Annotated in this window: 16 protein-coding genes; 4 read left to right on the forward strand and 12 right to left on the reverse strand. The window is 60.6% G+C overall.

Going from position 1 to position 18,065, the window contains the following annotated elements; all coding sequences use genetic code 11:
- The first annotated feature begins 1 nt into the window (after position 1).
- Both BJ928_RS08190 and BJ928_RS08195 read left to right on the forward strand, forming a co-directional pair.
- Positions 2 to 1,030, forward strand: a complete 1,029-nt coding sequence (locus BJ928_RS08190; protein WP_245432273.1) for an iron ABC transporter permease — start codon at positions 2 to 4, stop codon at positions 1,028 to 1,030.
- A gap of 7 nt (positions 1,031 to 1,037) precedes the next feature.
- Entirely contained in the window at positions 1,038 to 1,826 is a 789-nt protein-coding gene (locus tag BJ928_RS08195; RefSeq protein ID WP_047635446.1) for an ABC transporter ATP-binding protein, read from the forward strand.
- Here the strand turns inward: BJ928_RS08195 and BJ928_RS08200 are convergent.
- The 7 genes from BJ928_RS08200 to BJ928_RS08230 form a co-directional block, all read right to left on the reverse strand.
- Positions 1,816 to 2,508 (reverse strand): class I SAM-dependent methyltransferase, encoded by a 693-nt coding sequence (locus BJ928_RS08200; protein ID WP_047635447.1) that lies wholly within the window; start codon positions 2,506 to 2,508, stop codon positions 1,816 to 1,818. The two genes, BJ928_RS08195 and BJ928_RS08200, sit on opposite strands and share 11 nt — an antisense overlap.
- Before the next feature lie 139 nt (positions 2,509 to 2,647).
- Positions 2,648 to 3,715: a sn-glycerol-3-phosphate ABC transporter ATP-binding protein UgpC gene (gene ugpC, locus BJ928_RS08205; protein ID WP_047635449.1), complete on the reverse strand. Its 1,068-nt coding sequence runs from the start codon at positions 3,713 to 3,715 to the stop codon at positions 2,648 to 2,650.
- Positions 3,716 to 3,746: 31 nt separating this feature from the next.
- On the reverse strand, positions 3,747 to 4,601 hold the full coding sequence (locus BJ928_RS08210; RefSeq protein WP_052227909.1) for a carbohydrate ABC transporter permease: 855 nt from the start codon (positions 4,599 to 4,601) through the stop codon (positions 3,747 to 3,749).
- Positions 4,591 to 5,517, reverse strand: coding sequence for a sugar ABC transporter permease (locus tag BJ928_RS08215; protein WP_047635530.1), 927 nt, complete (start codon positions 5,515 to 5,517; stop codon positions 4,591 to 4,593). Before BJ928_RS08215 ends, BJ928_RS08210 begins: the two co-directional genes overlap by 11 nt.
- Before the next feature lie 75 nt (positions 5,518 to 5,592).
- Positions 5,593 to 6,807, reverse strand: a complete 1,215-nt coding sequence (locus BJ928_RS08220) for a sugar ABC transporter substrate-binding protein (protein ID WP_047635451.1) — start codon at positions 6,805 to 6,807, stop codon at positions 5,593 to 5,595.
- Between the two features lie 86 nt (positions 6,808 to 6,893).
- Positions 6,894 to 7,679, reverse strand: coding sequence for a DUF4037 domain-containing protein (locus BJ928_RS08225; protein ID WP_047635452.1), 786 nt, complete (start codon positions 7,677 to 7,679; stop codon positions 6,894 to 6,896).
- 34 nt (positions 7,680 to 7,713) lie between these two features.
- The gene (locus tag BJ928_RS08230; RefSeq protein ID WP_281024123.1) at positions 7,714 to 9,018 is read right to left on the reverse strand and encodes an alpha-L-fucosidase; all 1,305 of its coding nucleotides are present in this window, start codon (positions 9,016 to 9,018) and stop codon (positions 7,714 to 7,716) included.
- Positions 9,019 to 9,236: 218 nt separating this feature from the next.
- On the opposite strand from BJ928_RS08230, the gene BJ928_RS08235 reads away from it, so the two are divergent.
- Complete coding sequence (locus BJ928_RS08235; protein WP_047635454.1) at positions 9,237 to 10,244, forward strand: LacI family DNA-binding transcriptional regulator; 1,008 nt, start codon at positions 9,237 to 9,239, stop codon at positions 10,242 to 10,244.
- Between the two features lie 30 nt (positions 10,245 to 10,274).
- Here BJ928_RS08235 and BJ928_RS08240 read toward each other — a convergent pair whose 3' ends face one another.
- From BJ928_RS08240 to BJ928_RS08250, 3 genes are read right to left on the reverse strand one after another with little or no spacing between them, the layout of a single operon-like run.
- On the reverse strand, positions 10,275 to 11,429 hold the full coding sequence (locus tag BJ928_RS08240) for an ABC transporter permease (protein WP_047635456.1): 1,155 nt from the start codon (positions 11,427 to 11,429) through the stop codon (positions 10,275 to 10,277).
- The gene (locus BJ928_RS08245; RefSeq protein WP_047635458.1) at positions 11,426 to 12,643 is read right to left on the reverse strand and encodes an ABC transporter permease; all 1,218 of its coding nucleotides are present in this window, start codon (positions 12,641 to 12,643) and stop codon (positions 11,426 to 11,428) included. The genes BJ928_RS08240 and BJ928_RS08245 overlap by 4 nt, the downstream gene beginning before the upstream one ends.
- 1 nt (position 12,644) lies before the next feature.
- The gene (locus BJ928_RS08250) at positions 12,645 to 13,625 is read right to left on the reverse strand and encodes an HlyD family secretion protein (RefSeq protein ID WP_047635459.1); all 981 of its coding nucleotides are present in this window, start codon (positions 13,623 to 13,625) and stop codon (positions 12,645 to 12,647) included.
- 412 nt (positions 13,626 to 14,037) lie between these two features.
- Here BJ928_RS08250 and BJ928_RS08255 point away from each other — a divergent pair, with 412 nt between their 5' ends.
- Positions 14,038 to 15,582 (forward strand): MFS transporter, encoded by a 1,545-nt coding sequence (locus BJ928_RS08255; RefSeq protein ID WP_082011976.1) that lies wholly within the window; start codon positions 14,038 to 14,040, stop codon positions 15,580 to 15,582.
- Between the two features lie 282 nt (positions 15,583 to 15,864).
- On the opposite strand, the gene BJ928_RS08260 is transcribed toward BJ928_RS08255, so the two are convergent.
- Both BJ928_RS08260 and BJ928_RS08265 read right to left on the reverse strand, forming a co-directional pair.
- Positions 15,865 to 16,941, reverse strand: a complete 1,077-nt coding sequence (locus BJ928_RS08260) for an ATP-binding protein (protein ID WP_245432256.1) — start codon at positions 16,939 to 16,941, stop codon at positions 15,865 to 15,867.
- A 233-nt stretch (positions 16,942 to 17,174) separates the two neighbouring features.
- A complete protein-coding gene (locus tag BJ928_RS08265; protein ID WP_047635533.1) occupies positions 17,175 to 17,894 on the reverse strand; it encodes a response regulator transcription factor in 720 nt (239 codons plus the stop codon).
- Between the last annotated feature and the right edge of the window lie 171 nt (positions 17,895 to 18,065).

Consider the following 18,065-nt stretch of genomic DNA (forward strand, 5'->3'; position numbering starts at 1 on the left):
AATGGATGCCCCCGCCACCTATTTGCCGCGAAGAGGCATGCTGCCGATCGTCATCGTCATTGCGCTTCTCTCACTGATTGCCTCGATATTCTTAGGCGTTGTCGATCTGCCTGTTGCCGATGTGCTGGCGGTTTTCAGCGGCAAGGGCTCGCCCGAGGCGCAATCGATCATTCTCGATATTCGGTTGCCGCGCATCGTCACCGGTATTCTTGCCGGCATTCAGTTCGGCATAGCCGGCCTGCTCCTGCAGACGATCACGCGAAACCCGCTTGCCGATCCCTCATTGATGGGTGTGTCGCAGGGCGCGACGCTGACCGTCACGCTGTTCCTGCTCTTCACCGTCTACATCTTCAATCCCGGCGAGAATACGGTGGCGGAACTGCCGATCGCCTGGCTTCCGGTCGCAGGTCTTGCCGGCGGAATGATCGCCGGCGGCATCATCTATCTGCTCGCCTTTCGGCTCGAGCTCAGCCCGCTGCGGATCACGCTCTGCGGTGTTGCCATCGGTGCGGTCCTGCATGCGCTTGCGGTCGGCCTCATTGCCGGCTGGGGATCGGCGCGCATCGAGATCATTCTCGAGTGGCTTTCCGGTAGCCTTTACGCACGCACCTGGGACCATGCGCTGTTTCTCCTGCCGTTCACGATCGCAGGCCTCCTCGTCCTACCGGTGATCTATCGGCCCGTGGTCATGCTGCAATTCGATGCGCAGGTCGCCCGTTCGTTCGGCCTTGCCTATCGCCGGCAGTTTTCCGTTGTCCTCCTAGTTTCTTGCGCCCTTGCGGCAAGTGCCGTCGGTGCCGTCGGCCCGATTGTTTTCGTCGGGCTTGTCGTCCCGCATCTGGCGCGTTTTCTCGCCGGCCGGCATTTCCCCTTGGTTCTGCCTCTCACAGTCGTCCTTGGCGCCATCTTCGTTACGCTCGGCGATCTGATCGGCCGCCTCGCCGGGCAGGCGGAGGAAGTGCCGATCGGGGTCGTCACCGCGATTGTCGGCGTGCCCGTGTTACTTGTCCTCTTGAGAAAAATTCCGTGAGATCGCCATGCCGCTGTCCTGTTCGCAACTCTCCGTTTTCTATGGTCGTCGCAAGGCGCTGAGCGGCTTCGGGCTTGCCATGCAGAAGGGCGAGATCCGGACGCTCATCGGCCCGAACGGCTCGGGCAAGAGCACGGCCCTGCAGGCGCTTGCCGGCCTGATTGCCCCAGCCGAGGGGAAGGTGACGATCGAGGATGTCTCGGTTGCAACCATGTCGCGGCGCGCGATTGCCAAGAAACTCGCCTTCCTGCCGCAGCAGCCCTCGGCACCGGACGAGATGACGATCGCGCAGCTGGTGCGGCAGGGCCGCTTCGCCCATGTCGGGCTTTTCCGCAGCTACGATCGTAGGGATGAAGAGGCGATCGAATGGGCGCTTGAGAGCACCGGACTTTCGAGCCTTGCCGACCGCACCCTGCAGGAGCTTTCCGGCGGCGAGCGGCAGCGGGCCTGGATCTCAGCGGCACTTGCGCAGGAAGCCGGCATATTGCTGCTCGATGAGCCGACCTCGTTCCTCGATATCGGCTATCAGGTCGAGGTGCTGGATCTGGTTCATCGCCTGAGCCGCGAGAGGGGCGTCACCATCATCATGGCAATCCACGATATCAATCAGGCGATTGCCGTCAGCGATCGCATCTCATTGCTGGAAAAGGGCGAGCTGCGCTTCGACGGTGAGCCGAGGGCGCTCGCCGAAAGCGGACTGATCGAGAGGACTTTCCGGGTGAAAGGGCGGTTCGTGCAGGTAAGCCCGGACGCACCGCCGCATTTCGATGTCGAGCTTAAGCGGCTCAGCCATTGAGGGGTTTGACGAGCCGGAAGACGATCTTGGTCTGGGTATAGTAGTCGAGTGCATCAGCGAAGTCAGGCGTCCAGCCATCCTCGACGAAGGGGATGAATCCGTCATATTCAAGCTTGCGGCCGGAGACCGCGAAGCCTGCCTTGGCGAAGGCGCGGCCGTAGTCGGAAATCGAACGATCCTGGACGACGGTATTCGTGCGCTTGGCGACGAGATCGCGCCACTTCGGCCAAAGCGGGTTGTCCGTATGGCAGCCGGTGACGGCATAATAGACGCCGCCGGGCCTTAATGCCTTCCAGATATCCGCTGCGTGCGCGTGGATATCCTCGACGAGGTAGATGACTTCGTGGCTGATCGCGAGATCGAATTCCTCGACCCAGCCGTCGAGCGTACCGCCCACTGCATGCTGGACCGGCAGGTTGCCCTTGAAGGCTTCGGCCTTGGCGATCGACTGTTCGGCGATGTCGATGCCGAGAGCCTTACGGAACGGCCTGATGGCATAGAGGTGCCGCAGCAGGCCGCCCTGATTGCAGCCGAAGTCGACGACGCTCTTGGCGGACAGATCGCGCTCGACGATCAGTTCGATCAGATGCCTCCAGATCGGCGCATGGCCATCCGCCATCCTATCTTCCGCATCAGGGTCGACATACCAGGTGGCGATCGTCTTTTGACCTTCTTGGCTCATCGGCTTTCTCTCCAGGCTGTTCGAAACGTGCCCTGTCTTTAGGCCGGACTTCGGCCCATGGCTAGGTTTTGAAACCCAAAAGCCGTGCCGACAGACGATTTTATCTGCGGCAGTAACCCGGAGAGTAAAGGCTATACAGTCAATGCAGGCGCTGGCCGTTCGATGGATCGAACAGATGTGCCTTCGACGGATCGATCCTCAGTTGAATCGGCTGGCCTGGAGACACAGAGGGGCGATCTCTTACGGCTGCGACGATCGATTGCGCGCCGGCCTGCAATTGCAGATGCGTGTCTGAGCCCGTCGGCTCGATGATGATGACCTTGGCCTGCACGCCGGCGGTGTCAATGGCGATATGTTCCGGGCGGATGCCGAGCTGGACGGATCGGCTGAGATGGCGGCGGGCGCTCTCCGGCAGCGGCCAATGCAGGTTTTCCGCGTCCTCCAGTCCCAGAGCCCCGTTTCGATCGGTGACGGTACCGTCTATGAAGTTCATCGATGGCGAGCCGATAAAGCCGGCAACAAAACTGTTGGCCGGCGCATCGTAGATTTCAAGCGGCGAGCCGATCTGCTCGATATGGCCGCCACGCATGACGACGATGCGGTCGGCCATCGTCATGGCCTCCATCTGGTCGTGCGTCACATAGACCATGGTGGTGCCGAGCCGCTGATGCAGCGTCTTTATCTCGGTGCGCATCTGGACACGGAGTTTTGCATCCAGATTGGACAGCGGTTCATCGAAGAGGAAGACGGCGGGGTTGCGAACGATGGCGCGGCCCATCGCCACGCGCTGGCGCTGTCCACCCGACAATTGCCGGGGGTAGCGATCGAGGAGAGTGGCGAGATCGAGGATCGCGGCGGCATCGTTCACCTTCTTCTCGATTTCGTGTTTGCTGCGGCGCGCGAGTTTCAGCGAGAAAGCCATGTTGTCGCGCACCGTCATGTGCGGATAGAGCGCATAGGACTGGAACACCATGGCGATGTTCCGCTCGTTCGGTTCGAGATCGTTGACGGTTCGGTCGCCGATTTCGATCTCGCCACCGCTGATGCCTTCTAGCCCGGCGATCATCCGCAGCAAGGTGGATTTGCCGCAGCCCGAGGGTCCCACGAGCACCATGAACTCGCCGTCTTGTGCGGTGACGGAGACGCCATGCAGCACTTCGAGCGCACCGTAGCGTTTGATGGCGTTTCGAATGGTCAGTTTCGCCATGAATTTGCTCCCAAGAATGTTGGGCGGCGCTTCAGCGCCCGCCCATGCCCGCGTTAAGGGCGATGCTGTTGTAGATGAGCTTCTGCAGGATGATCGCGAGGAGGATGCCCGGAAGCATGGAAAGCGTGGCGCCTGCCATCAGGTAGTTCCACTGCGTGCCCTGCTGCGTCTGGAACATGGTGAGGCCGACGGGCAGGGTGGCATTGTCGGCACCGGTCATGACGATCAGCGGCCAGAGGAAATTGTTCCACTGCCCGATGAAGGTGAAGAGCGACAGAAGCCCGATCGCCGGCATGGAGAGCGGCACGATGATGCTGACGAGGATGCGCAGGCGCGAGGCGCCGTCAATTCTTGCCGCTTCCTCAAGCTCCATGGGGATGGAGAGAAAGAACTGTCGCATCAGGAAGGCGCCAAAGGTACCGAAGGAGATTGGCAGGATCACGCCGGGGAAGGTGTTGACCAGACCCAGCTTGTTGACGATTAGAAACAGCGGAATGATCAGCATCAGCGGCGGTACCATCAGCGTGCCGATATAGCCGAGCAGCAGCGTTTCTCGGCCCCTGAATTTCAGCCGCGCAAAGGCATAGCCGGACAGGCAGGAGACGACGACCGTGATCGCCGTGACGCAAATGGCGATGATGGCGCTGTTGAGGAAGAAGCGGCCGAAAGGCAATTGGGTCCAGGCGGCGGCAAAGTTACCCCATTCGAAGACCTCCGGCAGGATATGCGGGGGTATTGCCGTTACCTCGGCATTCGAGCGCACCGCGTTCGACACCATCCAGAAGAAGGGAAAGAGGAAGGCAAGAGCGACAAGCGCAAGCGCTGTGTGGTTGACGATATCGAGCACCAGCTTCCGGCGCGCTCTGGCCTCGGATTTAAGCGTCATAATGCACCCATTTGCGCTGGAACCAGAATTGCAGGGCAGTTAGCACCATGATCAGCGCAAACATCACCCAGGCGATAGCGGAGGCATAGCCCATCTGGAAGTTCTGAAAGCCGCGTTGGTAGATGGCGTAGCCGAGCGTTGCCGTCGACGATCCCGGGCCACCCTTGGTCATGACGAAAATCTGGTCGAAAACCTGCAGCGAGGTGATCGCCGTCATGACGGTGCCGAAGAATAGTGTCGGCGAGATCAGCGGCAGGCGAATTTTCCAGAACCGGTCCCAGGCCGTGGCGCCGTCGATGCGTGCGGCTTCGAGATAGGTTGCCGGCACCATGTCGAGCGCGGCGTTGAAGAGAACCGTATTGTAGCCGACGCCGGCCCAGATCGATGTCAGCACGACGGCCTGCATGGCGAGCGTACGATCGTTCAGAACGCCGGCGAGGGGCAGCGACAGCGCCGCCGTCAGGCTGTCGAACAGGCCGCCGCTCGTGAAGATCAGCATCCAGACCATGGCGACGGCGATGAGCGGGGTAAACGTCGGAAGGAAGAAGATCACCCGGAACCAGCGCTGGCCGATCTTCAGGCTCGAAATCCAGGTCGCCAACCCCAGCGAGATGACGATATTGAGCACCAGATATTCGACCGTGAAGAAGATGGTGTTGCGCATGACCGTCCAGAATTGAGGGTCGGTCGTGAACAGGCGCACATAGTTGGAGAGGCCGACGAAACGCGGTGTGCCGAGCAACTGCCAGTTGGTGAAGCTGAGCGCGATCGAGGCGAGGATCGGCAGGACGAGGAACAGCACGATGCCGATCAGGCCCGGCAGCAGGAAGAACAGGGCTGTCCATCCCTCGCCTCTGAACCATCTGCGCGAGCGCGGCCTTGGTCTTGCAATCATGTCGGTGTGTTTGCCCAGCATCATGGGCCTCTCCTTCTCGGCAGGGGCGCTGCGATCGAGCCGATGGCCCGACCGCAGGCCGGCCAGGTGCCCGGATTACGGAAGCTGGCTCTGAATGTCGCTCAATACGCCTTGGGGTTTCGAATCTCCCGTCAGCGCCAGCGGCACATACTGCATCACCAGATTTTCGAACTGGTTCCATTTCTCGTTGATGCGGAACGGCGTGGTATGGGCGAACATGTATTCCAGCGTGTCGCGCGTGCCGGCGACATTCTTTGCTGCCCCATCATACCAGGCGGTTTGCTGTGCAAGCCGGGCCGGCAGCGCGCGCCCGGCCGAACCGAGAATTTCCGCGGCCTTCGGGCCGGTCAGGACCTGCAGCGCCTTGAAGGCGGCGTCCTTGTGCTGGCTGGCGGCGGAAATGCCCCAGCCGGAGCCGGCAGTGATGAAGCGCGACGGGCCGGCGCCGCGCGGCAGCGGTGCAATGCCGATCTTGAAATTGACATTGGCCTGCCCGGTAATGAGCGACCAGGGACCGTCGATATACATGGCGACATTGCCTGAGGCGAAGCGGCCGCTTGCGGCAGAGGCATCGGCTGCCGAGGCAAAGACCGGTGAGAGTTTGTCCTTGGCGGTGAGATCGGCGTACTTGCTGAAGGCATCGACAAAGCCGGCATTGGTAAGGTCGAATTCATTGTCGGCGTTGAAATAGTCAGCGCCGAGCGCGACGGGGCCGGCGATGAAATCGAAGGCCTGGGTGCCATAGCCATAGGTTCCGTCCTTCGTCAGTGCCTTGGCGTCGGCCTTGAAATCGTCGAACGTCCAGTCCTTGGCGGGCTCCTTCAAGCCGGCGGCGGCGAACTTGTCGCGATTGTAGAAGACCATCCAGGGGCCGACATCATAGGGCAGCGCGTAGAGTTTGCCGTCGCGGGAAAGTCCGGACATGATCGACGTCTCGAAGTCCGCCACCTTCACGTCGCTGCTTTTCACGTAATCGTCGAGAGGCGTCAGGATAGAGTAGAAATTCGGCACGCGCATCGACTGCATCGAGACGATGTCGGCGACCTGTCCCGATGCCGCCAGAACCGGCAAGCGCGTCCAGTAATCCGTCCAGCCCGAAAGCTGCAGCTTGACCGTGATATTCGGATATTGCTTGTTGACGAGATCGGCCAGCTGCTGCCAGAGCTCGGCGTCGTTCGGCTGACCCCACATCTGCCAGGTCAGGGTCACGGGGGCATCTTCTGCCTTGGCGCCGATGCCGTATAGCGAACTCGCCGCAAGGGCGGCGGCAAATATCAACGAATGTTTCATTATTGTTCCTCCTCCTTAATGACTTTGGTTGCAGTGACGTTGATCACTATCCGGACGCTCCCCTCCGGCTTGGTCTTGCGGCCGATTCAGGCCGCGATCATGACCTCCAGGTCGGCGATCAGGCCGATCAGCTCCGTTCGCTGACGCCGCCAGTTATCTGGGCCCTGTCCCGGCTCCAGGATGGCGGTCATCCGCTGCAGGAAGTCGGGCGGTAGCCGCTCCAGTTCGGCCGCCATGGGCAGGTTCCAGCCATCGCCCGGAAAATAGACCCGGTTAAAGGCGAACACCGCCTGCAGGATGGCGTTGGCAAGTTTGCCCGTCAGCCCGACGAGAAAGACGAGATCGCGGCGAACGACCTTGCTCTCGTAGTGGTAATCCTCGGCCCAGTAGCGCAGGATCTCCATATACTGGCTGAGGACCGAGGCCCTCAGCGCTTCCGGGTATTGCGCCAGCTGCTGCTTCCAGCCGGCAAGCAAGCCACGCGGGTCGGCGATGATCTGCTGGCTGGCAAGATCCGTTGGCAAGTGATAGCCCCAGATCGTCCATTCGAAGCTCTTCGGCACGACGATGCCGGCAAGCCAGGAGTCCAGATCGCGCTGCACGCCGGTATAACGGCGCATCCAGACGCCATCCATGCGGATGCCCTCGGCCTGCCAGCTCCGCAGCGCGGCATCGAACTGCCGCCACGCTGCGGTCTCGCGAACCTCCGGCCCGCGATAGGCATCGGCATAGACCCGGAAATCGAAATCCGATTGTGCATCCGACCGTCCCTTGCCGCGCGAGCCGGCGAGCGCGACGGCGCCATTGCCGTCCTCGGCCAGGTCGGCGATCAAGGGCGTCATCGCGGCAATGAGTTCGGTTTCTCGGCTCATGATGATACCGGGAGGCTGGATTCCACGATCTCCTTCAGTCCTTGAGGATCAGCTCGATGACCGGGGTGACGACGTCAGGCTTCAGAACCGGCAGTTCGAGTGTCAGGATGCCTTCGCCGACGGCGACGCCGATATTGGAATCGACGTCGGCATCCGGATCGAGCCAGTGCAACTCGCTGGCATCGTGCAGGAACTGCGCATATTTGACCTTGCGGCCCAGCCCTTCGATGTGGATGTGCCGGAACGGCCAGGTTTGGACATGCAGATAGAGCCGGTTGCCCTTCTGTGTGAAGCGGCAGCCGCTTGGCGCCTTATGGGTGGAAGGGCCGGCGCCGTAGATCGCACGACCATTCAGCCGCATCCATTCGCCATAGGTGTCGAGTGCCTTGATGGCGCGGGCGTCGAAGGTGCCACGACCGGTCGGGCCGACATTCATCAGCAGATTGCCGCCGAGCGAAACCGTGTCGATCAGCATGTTGATCAGCTGGCCGGCATCTTTCCAGGTTGTCTCGTCGCGGTAATAGCCCCAGGAACCGCTGAAGGTATGGCAGGCTTCCCAGCGCACCGGCAATCCGGCGACGGTCGGAGCGACGCGGGGCGTGTATTGTTCCGGCGTCACCAAGTCGGGCATGTGGTCCGCGTCGCGCGGCAGGTCGAGACGATCGCCGATGATGATATCGGGCTGCAGCTGGCGCACTAGTTTGATCAGGTCTTCACTCTCCCAATCGGCGCGACCCTTGCCGGGCAAGCCCTTGTAGACGCGGCGCGGATAGCTGAAATCGAACCAGATCACGTCGATCTTGCCGAAGTTCGTCAGGAGTTCGGTCACCTGGTCGCGCATGTACTTGGCATAGCGCTTGACGTCGCGACCCTCGTTAAGCTTGGCGGCATCGGGATGATTGCGTTGCGGATGATGCGCGTCGATCGGGAAATCGGGGTGATGCCAGTCGAGCAGGGAATAGTAGAAGCCGACCTTCAATCCTTCGGCACGAAGCGCTTCGACATAAGGGCCGATCAGATCCTTGCCATAGGGCGTGTTGGTGACCTTGTAGTCGGTGACCTTGCTGTCCCAAAGGCAGAAGCCTTCATGGTGCTTGGCGGTGAGGACGACATATTTCATGCCGGCCTCGCGAGCGCGGCGTGCCCATTCGCGGGCGTCATAGAGATCGGGATCGAAGTTGTCGAAATACTTCTGATAGGCCTCGGTGGTGAATTCCTCGCGGTTCTTCAGCCATTCGTGGCGTGCGCCGAGAGCGTAAAGTCCGAAGTGGATGAACATGCCGAAGCGGTCGTGTCCAAACCATGTCTTGCCATCGGCCACATTCTGGCCGCCACTGATCGCTGCGTCGCTCACACTATCCTCCCAAGTGTTGAGGTTCTATCGAACCGGTTCGATTTAATCATTGATCCACTTGCCCCATATGTCAAGCACGCTGTTGAAATCTATTTCCGCATATTGCTTCATTGCCGACAAATGTTAGATTTGTGACAGCGATTCATTGAGGAAATCATCTTCGAGTGGAAAGCCAAAGGCGATAGAAACGGTTCGATAAAATCATGGCCACAATTCGCGATGTCGCCAAACTCGCTGACGTCTCCGTCTCGACGGTGTCGCTGGCTCTGAGCAATCCGGCGCGGGTCAGCCAGAAGACGCTGGAGAAAATTCGTCAGGCGATCGCCGCGGTCGGCTTCGTTGCTGATCCGCTTGCGCAAAGCCTGGCGCGCGGCCGCAGCCGCATGATCGGCTTTGTCGTCGGCAATGTCGGCAACCCGTTTTTCGGCGATATCCGGCGTGAGCTGGAAAATTATGCGCTCGACCACCAGCACTTCGTCGTCGTCACGGATTCCTCGGGCAAGACGGATCGCGAGAGGGCGATGGTCGAGCATCTGATCGGTCTGAAGACAGCCGGCCTGGCGCTTGCGCCCTCAGGCTACGACCAGGATTATCTCGACTTCATCGCTGGCCTGAACGTGCCGATCGTCTGTTTCGACCAGAAGGTCGCCGGCATCGAGCGTGATTTCGTAGGCTCGGACAATTACCTCGCTGGCGCGATGCTGACCGAGCATCTGCTGCAGCTCGGCCATCGGCGCATCGCCTTCATCACCGGCCCGAGCCATATGCACACGGCGACCGAGAGATATCGCGGCTTTGCCGAGACCATGGCCAATGCCGGCGTCGAGGTGAACCCGAACTTCATCGTCGACGGCCAGTTCACACGCACAGCTGGCTACGAGGCAGCGATGCGCCTGCTGATTCAGCCCGAGCGCCCGACCGCGATCCTCGGCGCCAACAACACCGTGGCGCTTTCGGCGCTGCAGGCCATGCAGGAGCTGGGTTTCCGCTGTCCCGAAGACATCTCGCTCGCCATGATCGACAATGTGCAGTGGAGCTCGGTCATCACACCGCGCATCACCATGGTGGTTCAGGATACGCTGGCGCTCGGCGGTATCATCGCGCGCCGCCTCATGCACCGCATCGCCAGCCCACAAGGGGCGGTCGAACCCCCACAGGATTTCGTGCTGACGCCAAAATTCGTGCCCGGCAATTCCTGCCGGAGGATTTAATACTCTGGGCGCGGCAGCGAAGGAATTCTCCTAGGCCTTGGCGGCCAGCCGCCGCCGGCTGCCGCTCTCCAACAGAATGGCGATCGCCGTGTAGACGGCTGCCAGCACCCATAGCGTCAGAAACGGCTGGCGAACATAGGGAAGGGGAGCGCCGAGCTGCGAGACGGCAACGATGCCGTTGATCGCCGACGTACTCGGCAATACCGTTGCGATGGCATGCAGGAAGGGCGGCATTGCCTCCGTCGGCCAGGAGAAGCCGGCGAGGAAGAGGAAAGGTATGCCCAGCGCGGCCGATACGAGCTGCACCGTCAGCGGATTGCGGAAGAGACTGGCGATCACCATTCCGAGAGCGCCGACGGCAAGCACGAAGGGGAGCGCGAAAATGAAGATCGAAAGTGGCGTGCCGAGACGGGGAATATCGTAGAGATAGGGAATGACGATCAGGTAGAAAGGTACGACAACGGCTTCGAGGATCAGATAGGCAAGCAGCTTTCCGGCAACGACCGAAATAGGCCCGATTGAAGCCGCAGGCCCGGTTCTGAGCGCATCGTTTCGATAGGTTCCGAGCAGTCCGACGCCGATCAGCAATGTCTGCTGCATGATGAGAACGAAGGCAGCCGGCAGAATATAGGTCGCATATCCGCCCTGCGGATTGAAGAGTGGCACGGCCGTCAAGGGCATGGGGTCCGAGGCTGCGGCGGCAATTCTCGGATCGACGTTCACGGCAATCAGCCTTGCGGTTTCGACCTCCGCCCCCATGGTCTTCGCAACTGCGGTCACGCCGCCGGATATGCGTTGATAGATCAGGAAATAGCTGGCATCGGCATAAAGTGCGACGGGCGACTGTCGATTATGCAGCAGATCGCGCTCGAAATATTGCGGAATGACGAGAATACCGAAGAGATTGCGGGCATGGACCTCGCGCTCGGCGCTTGCCTGATCCGGAAGGACGGCCGCAACCGCGACATCCGCCGACGCATCGACGCGTCGGGCGAGTTCACGGCTGCTGTCGGTGCCGTCGAGATCGACGACGGCAATCGGTACGTGGCGCAGGGCTTCCGTGCGGTAGGGTTGGGGATAGAGGGCGGCATAGATGATGGTGGCGACGATCAATACCGAAAAGGCCGGCTTCAGGGAGAGAATGCGGCCAAGCTCGATGCGGCAGACCGTGAAAATGGACCTCATCCCGCTACCCTCCCGGTTGCTGCCGCTTGTTCCATGCGACGCTGCCGTCGTGCCCGGATCATCTCCAGTCGCAATGCCGTCAGGCTCGCAAGCAGAAGCACCATGAAAAGCAGAACGGCGATCGGCTTCCACGAGAGATCGATCGGCGTGCCGCGGATGGTCTGGTCGATGCGCGCCATCAGATACCATGTGCCGGGGATGATCTGCCCCCAATAATAGGCAAAGGCATTCATGCCGATGCGCGGAAAGCCGATGCCCATGAAGCCGAAGGCTGGCGCCATCAGGAGCGTTCCGATGCTGATGGCGCTCGCCATCGGCCGAAGCAGCAAAGCCAGCAGCACGCCGATGAACTGGTTGGCGAGGATGAAGAGGATGCCAGCCAGCACGAGCAGATAACGATCACCGCGTAGCGGCATGTCCAGGAAGCCGAAAAGAACCCAGTCGGCTATGCCCAGCACCACCAGGAACAGTAGTGTATAGGGGAGAATCTTGCCGGCCATCGCCGGCCACAATCCCCCGCCCAGGCGGCGCAGCAGACGCAGGCGATGCACCGTTTCGACATCGAGCCCGATCGTATAGGCCATCGTCGTGACGATAATGACTTGCAATACGCTCGGCAGCAGGGCGGCGAGCAGGAAATGCGCATAGTTGAGCGTCGGGTTGAAGAGCGGATTGACCTGGACGGGTATCGGCGCCAGCGCCTCTTGCGCGGCGTCGACGGGTTGGCCCTCGGCCGTTCTGAGCGCCAGGCGAATGCCGGCTGCAACGGAGGGAACAGCGGCGCTAACGCCGCGCAGCGTTAGATTGCCTGTCGTCATCGTCTGGGTGTTGTAGAAAAAGACGACCTCGGGGCGGCGGCCGGAAAGGACATCGCGCTCAAGATGGATCGGCAGCATCAGCAGGCCGTGCACCTCACCGGACAAGATGAGCCGCCTGCCTTCCGCGAGATCGCTGACATTGCGGACGACAGCCGTATCCGGCGTGGCATCCACCGTGCGGATGATCGTCCGCGAAAGATCGGTATTGTCGAGATCGAGCACGGCGATCGGCAGGCGCGTGGCAAGGCCGGCGCTGAAGACTGCGGCCAGCACTCCCATCAGCAACAGAGGCAGGATGGTGGTGAGGAACAGCAGGAAGGGCCGGCGCCAGAGACGATCGAACTCCCTTCTAAAGACTGTCAGGAAGCCGGGGCGCAACCGCCCTTTCCCGATCATGTCAACGCCCCGCCGGCGGCCAGGACGCAATGGCGCTCATGCCCGGACGCAGGCCCTGCACCGGTTGGACGGGGTTCGCCCGCACCTCGAAAGTGCGAAGATCGAAGTCCCCGGTCGCCCGTGTCGCACGCCAGGTCGCATATTGCCCCTGGGCATTGATAACAGTCACTTTGACCGCGATCGTCTTGTCGCCGAGCGCGGGTACGGTGACGTCGAAGGTGTCGCCGACCTTCAAACCCTTCAGCAGATCCTCGCGAAGATTGAAGGTGAACCACGGATTCTGCAGGTCGATCAGCGAGAAGATCGGCGCCCCTGCCGAAAAATTCTCGCCGAGTTCGGCGACACGCGTGGTGACCTGCCCTGAAATCGGCGCGACGATGGTCAATTCGTGAACGTCGGTCTGCTGCTGGTTGAGCGAAGCCTTCGCCTGCTCCACCTGTGTCGCCGCCAAGGCCTTTTCTTCCTTGCTCGCACCCACGACGGCAAGCTGGAGATTGGCCTGGGCGGACTCACGCTTGCGGATGGCGGCCTCGAGGTTGCGGGTCGTTTCGTCGACGCGCGATTGCGTCGACGCCCCTGTCGTAATCAGCCTTGCCTGGCGGCCGGAGTCTTCCTGATAGAGCGTGACATCCGCGTCCGCCGCAGCCAGCTCGGCCTGGCGTGCTGCGATCGTTTCCGGTCTGGTGCTGTTGACCCTGACGAGATCGGCCTGCGCGACGGCAAGTGCTGCCTCGGACATGTGAAGAGCGGCCGTCAGCTGCGGGCTTTCCAGCTCGGCGATCACGGTACCACGCTCAACGTTGTCGCCGACATCGGCGTTCAATTTCGCAACACGGCCCGAAACACGAGGGCTGATGTCGACGCGGTTGGCGGATACCTCACCTTGCACGATGAGCGGCGGTGGCCTTGTGGCAAACCATAGGAGGACACCAAGTCCAGCGAGGATCACGATGCCAATCAGAACACGAACCACGCGCCACATCCAGTCGCCTCCCACTCCGATTTTCGAAACGTATGTCACACCGTAACGGCCATCGCGCGAGCTCCGACATCAATCGGCACCAAGAGGCTTTACCCGTCGTCCGGCCACGTCTCAGCAGTCCCTGCCCGACGGACTGTAGCAGAGGAAATTGACAAAAGCACTTGGTTTTGAACGGCTTGCTGCAGCGGCGATCAAGATCGGGATATGCGTCGGGCCGGCCGGCTTCCATATTGGATCAAACGGATCGGCACACGCGACAATGGAAAGCTGCCGCGATCAACTCACGCACCGAGAATTATAGGCCTAAGTATAGATCCGAAATAAGAAATAATATTACTTAACACATGGAATCCAGCGGAACTGATAGGGGTAATATTTAAATATCGTTGTTCCGACGGGTACATGGTCTAAGATGGACAATCATACATTCAGTCATATCAAGCCTTATCGCCCGGTGGATGTCGGGTTCAACAGCTTGGGAATTGTTTGTAGTGGAGCCGTGATTGCGACGGTTCTCGGCGCTCTCGATATGAATATCGTCAATAGTGCGCTGCTGCAAATGGCCATGGAGTTCGATGCGTCGCAATACATCGGCTGGGCTATCACCGCATATATGATCGCCATGACCACGGCCACGCCGCTCTACGGCAAGCTTAGCGACATATATGGATGCAGGCGCGTGTTTGCCGCGAGCTTCGCGATCTTTCTGGCCGCCTCCCTGTTCTGCTCGCTGGCGATGTCTGAAACGCAGATTATATTGGCGCGTGCCCTGCAAGGGCTTGGAGGGGGCGGCCTATTGATACTCTCGCAGATCGCGATCGCCGATCTGGCATCGCCGCGGGAACGCGGCAAGTATCAGGGGATATTGGTTGGCGCCTTCATGCTGTCCAGTGCGGCCGGACCGACCATCGGTGCATTTGTGACGGCGCATCTGTCCTGGCAATGGATATTCTACGCGAATTTGCCCTTGGGTACATTGTCGCTCGCGCTCATCCTCACGGGATTGCGTTCCGTACCGCGCCGCCTCAGCCAAAGGTTCGATATTGCCGGCGCGTTGCTGTTTTCCGCGGGAAGCACGGCACTGTTGCTCCTGCTCGCCAATATCGGCTCGTTCATTGCCTGGACCTCGCCGATGACGGTGGCGATCGTCGGCTTTGTGGCGGTGATCGGGATGCTGTTTCTGCTGCAGCAAAGCTATACGGCACAGCCGATGCTCGATCTCAATCTCTTTCGCCGCCGTGCATTCTCGGTTGCGGTTGCGGTAACGGGCGTCACGACGTTTTCGATGCTTGGAGCCTTGGTCTTCCTGCCGCGTTACTTCGAGATAGTGCTTGTGCAAGATCCTCGTCAAACCGAGATCATGCTGATGCAGCAAGCTGCCGCAATGGCGATCGGAGCCATTGCCAGTGGCTATCTGTCGTCTCGCTTCGCCCTCTTCAAACCCTTCGTTCTGCTGGGCGTATTTCTGGAAGCCGTCGCACTGATATCCCTCTCCGTATTCATCGCCATTGGGGCTAACGGCGTCGCACTCTCCCTGGCATTGATCTGCCTCGGCCTGGGCATGGGAATGTTCGCCCCCTGCATGACGGTCGTCGTGCAGAACTCGGTGGGAGACGCCAATATCGGGACGAGCACTGCGGCGATATCCTACGTCCGCTCGCTTGCCGGCTCTTTGGGCGCGACGCTGGCGGGCGGAATGATGGTTGCGTGGCTGACGCAGGATTTTGCGACAATCGGTCTGGCCATGAATCCGCACGCCATGATCGTCGCCAACGTGGAGCAGATCAGGGAGTTGCCGCCGACCATACAAGCCGCCGTTCTCGAAGCTTATCGCATCGCCCTTGCCGTCGGCCTCTCGGTTGCCGGCTTCCTGATGGTGGCCGCCTCGATGCTGCTGCTGATGCTACCCGACGACAGGCAGGTCTTCTCCGGGGAGGCGCTTGCGCCGAGGAACTGACGTCCCTTCGCGCCTCCTCATGCTTCTGAGCGCGTGCTCTGCAGGGTGCCGTCACGAGGCTCCCTGCATTCGCTCGTGACGGACATCGGTGTCGGCAGGTGCGAGAGCTCGAGTAGAATGGGTGCTGGCCGCAGTTTCGGATGATGCTCGAGTTTGGCGTCCGGCCAGAGACACGGCCTTGCGTTTCCTTGAGAAGCCCGAGATGAGTTGAATTGCCCTTGCCTGCGGCCGGACTTGCGAGAGCCGCAATCCGATGTACGGCGCGGTTTGGCGCGGGGCGCCTCAGTGCTGGTTTGCGAAACTGATCCTGGCAATGAGGCCCTTCGGTGGTCTTTGGATCAGCTCGAGCGTGCCGAAGTGTGCAGTGACGACTTCCTTTACGATGGAGAGGCCGAGACCAACGCTTCCGGGACGGTTGGAGCGGGAAGGGTCGAGGCGAACGAAGGGCTCGATGACCTCCTGTACCTTGTCGCTGGGGATGCCGGGGCCGTCATCCATCACGTCGATGATGATGGCGTCACTCGTCTCGGACGCGACGATATTGACGATATCGCCATAATGGATCGCATTGTCGACGAGATTGGTCAGCGCTCTGTTGATCGCATTCGGCCTGCAGAAGAAGCGCATATGCTGCGGGCCGTCATATGCGACATTTGCGCCTCTGTCCTCGTATTCGTCGCTGAGCGTCGACAGGAGCGCGCCAAGATCCAGCCACTCCTTTTCCTCGCCATGGAAACTGCCGCTCAGGAAGGCGAGCGCCGAAGTCACCATGGACTGCATCAAGTCCACGTCGCGCAAGAGATTGGCGCGTTTCAGCTCCGATTGCTCGGCTTGCAGCTGCAGGCGCATGCGCGTCAAGGGTGTTCTGAGATCGTGGCTTATGGCCGCCAGCGTCCGCGTCCGGTCGCTCATGGAGCGGCTGACGCGCTCCTGCATCAGGTTGAAAGCTCGTGCTGCGCGCCTGACCTCGACCGGCCCTTCCTCTTCCAGCGGCGTCACATTGATCTCGCGACCAAAGGCATCTGCCTTTGCGGAAAGGCGCTCCAGCGGTCTTATGACCCTCCATGCCGCCCAAGTCGACATGCCCGTCACCGCTACGCAGAGGAAGAGCATCATCGATATGATCGGTGGAGTCAGCCAACGGGAATAGACGGGTTTGTCGGTACGGATATCGAGCGTTAGCTCCCCGACACCAATGAGAACCTGGATGCTATCGAGACCGTCAAAGGAGCTGCATTCGTGGACTGTTGTCCGCGTGGAAATGTCCGGGAGTTCTGATCGCAGTAACGTTTCCAGATTGCGTGCATCCGCAGAGTACCCGTCGCAGGCAATTGGCGTATGTGTAAGTGCAATTTCCATGTCGGGTCGCCTTGATGCGGCCACCACCGCGGCCCGCTGCTCGTCCGGGGCGGTCCTCAGGCTGTCGACGAGGCTTACGACGCGAACGGTGACCTGCCATGGCCAAGGTAGCGAAGGTGACGCGCCGGAGTGCATGAAAGACAGAGTTAGGAGAATCAGCAGAAAACTGACGGCGGAAGAGCTCGCGATAATCGCGAGGATCTGTCCGATCGTGGTTGTGAAGAAACGCTGGATCATCCGCTGGTGACTTCGGCCTGAAAGACGTAGCCGTCGGCGCGAACCGTGCGGATCGGGTCCGTCAGCCGGTCGTCGACGGACAGTTTTCGCCGCAGCCGGCTGACCAGCAGATCTATGGATCTGGCGGATATGGCGAAATCGTCGCCACGGGTGAGGTTGATCAACTCCTGGCGGGAGAGGAGCTGCTGCGCTTTCTGGCAGAATATCAGCAGCAGATCGGTCTCGGCGCCTGTCAGCGGCACCCGAAGTCCGGACGGCGCGCGAAGAAACCGGCGATGCGGATAGAAGGCGAAGCCGGAAAATTGCAGCAGCATTTCCGAGCTTGGCCGGGCGGGGATGCCGTCTGTGCCCGTCTCGCGGCGAAGAACCGCCCGGATGCGGGCCAGCAGTTCACGCAGGTCGAAGGGTTTGGAGACATAGTCGTCGGCCCCCAGTTCGAGCCCGATGACCTTGTCTATAGTTTCGGAGAGCGCGGTCAGCATGATGATGCGCGGCCGATTGGTGGAGGGCAGCTGTCGGCAAAATGTCAGGCCGTCCTCGCCGGGCAGCATCAAGTCGAGGAGGATGAGATCGATCTGATTGGCCGCGAGAATCTCGCGCGCCGTCTTGGTATCCACGCATGCCGAGGTCAAAAAGCCTTTTTCGCGCAGGAAACCAGCCAAAGGTGCGCTGATATCCGGGTCATCTTCGACGATGAGGATATGGGTTTCGGACAAGCGATCCTCGATCAATCACGAATATGTTCAACGAAACTTATAGTCGAACGAGGCCGAAGTTTCATGCCCGCAGATGGGTCAACCTCCCTGGAGAGGCCGCTCGATCCGCTGGCGACCAGCCCGTTGCTGTACTTGAATTATAAATAGAATTGAGGCCGGGCAAACGCAACA

This window comes from Rhizobium sp. WW_1 (genome assembly GCF_003610155.1).
Taxonomy (GTDB): domain Bacteria; phylum Pseudomonadota; class Alphaproteobacteria; order Rhizobiales; family Rhizobiaceae; genus Rhizobium; species Rhizobium tropici_A.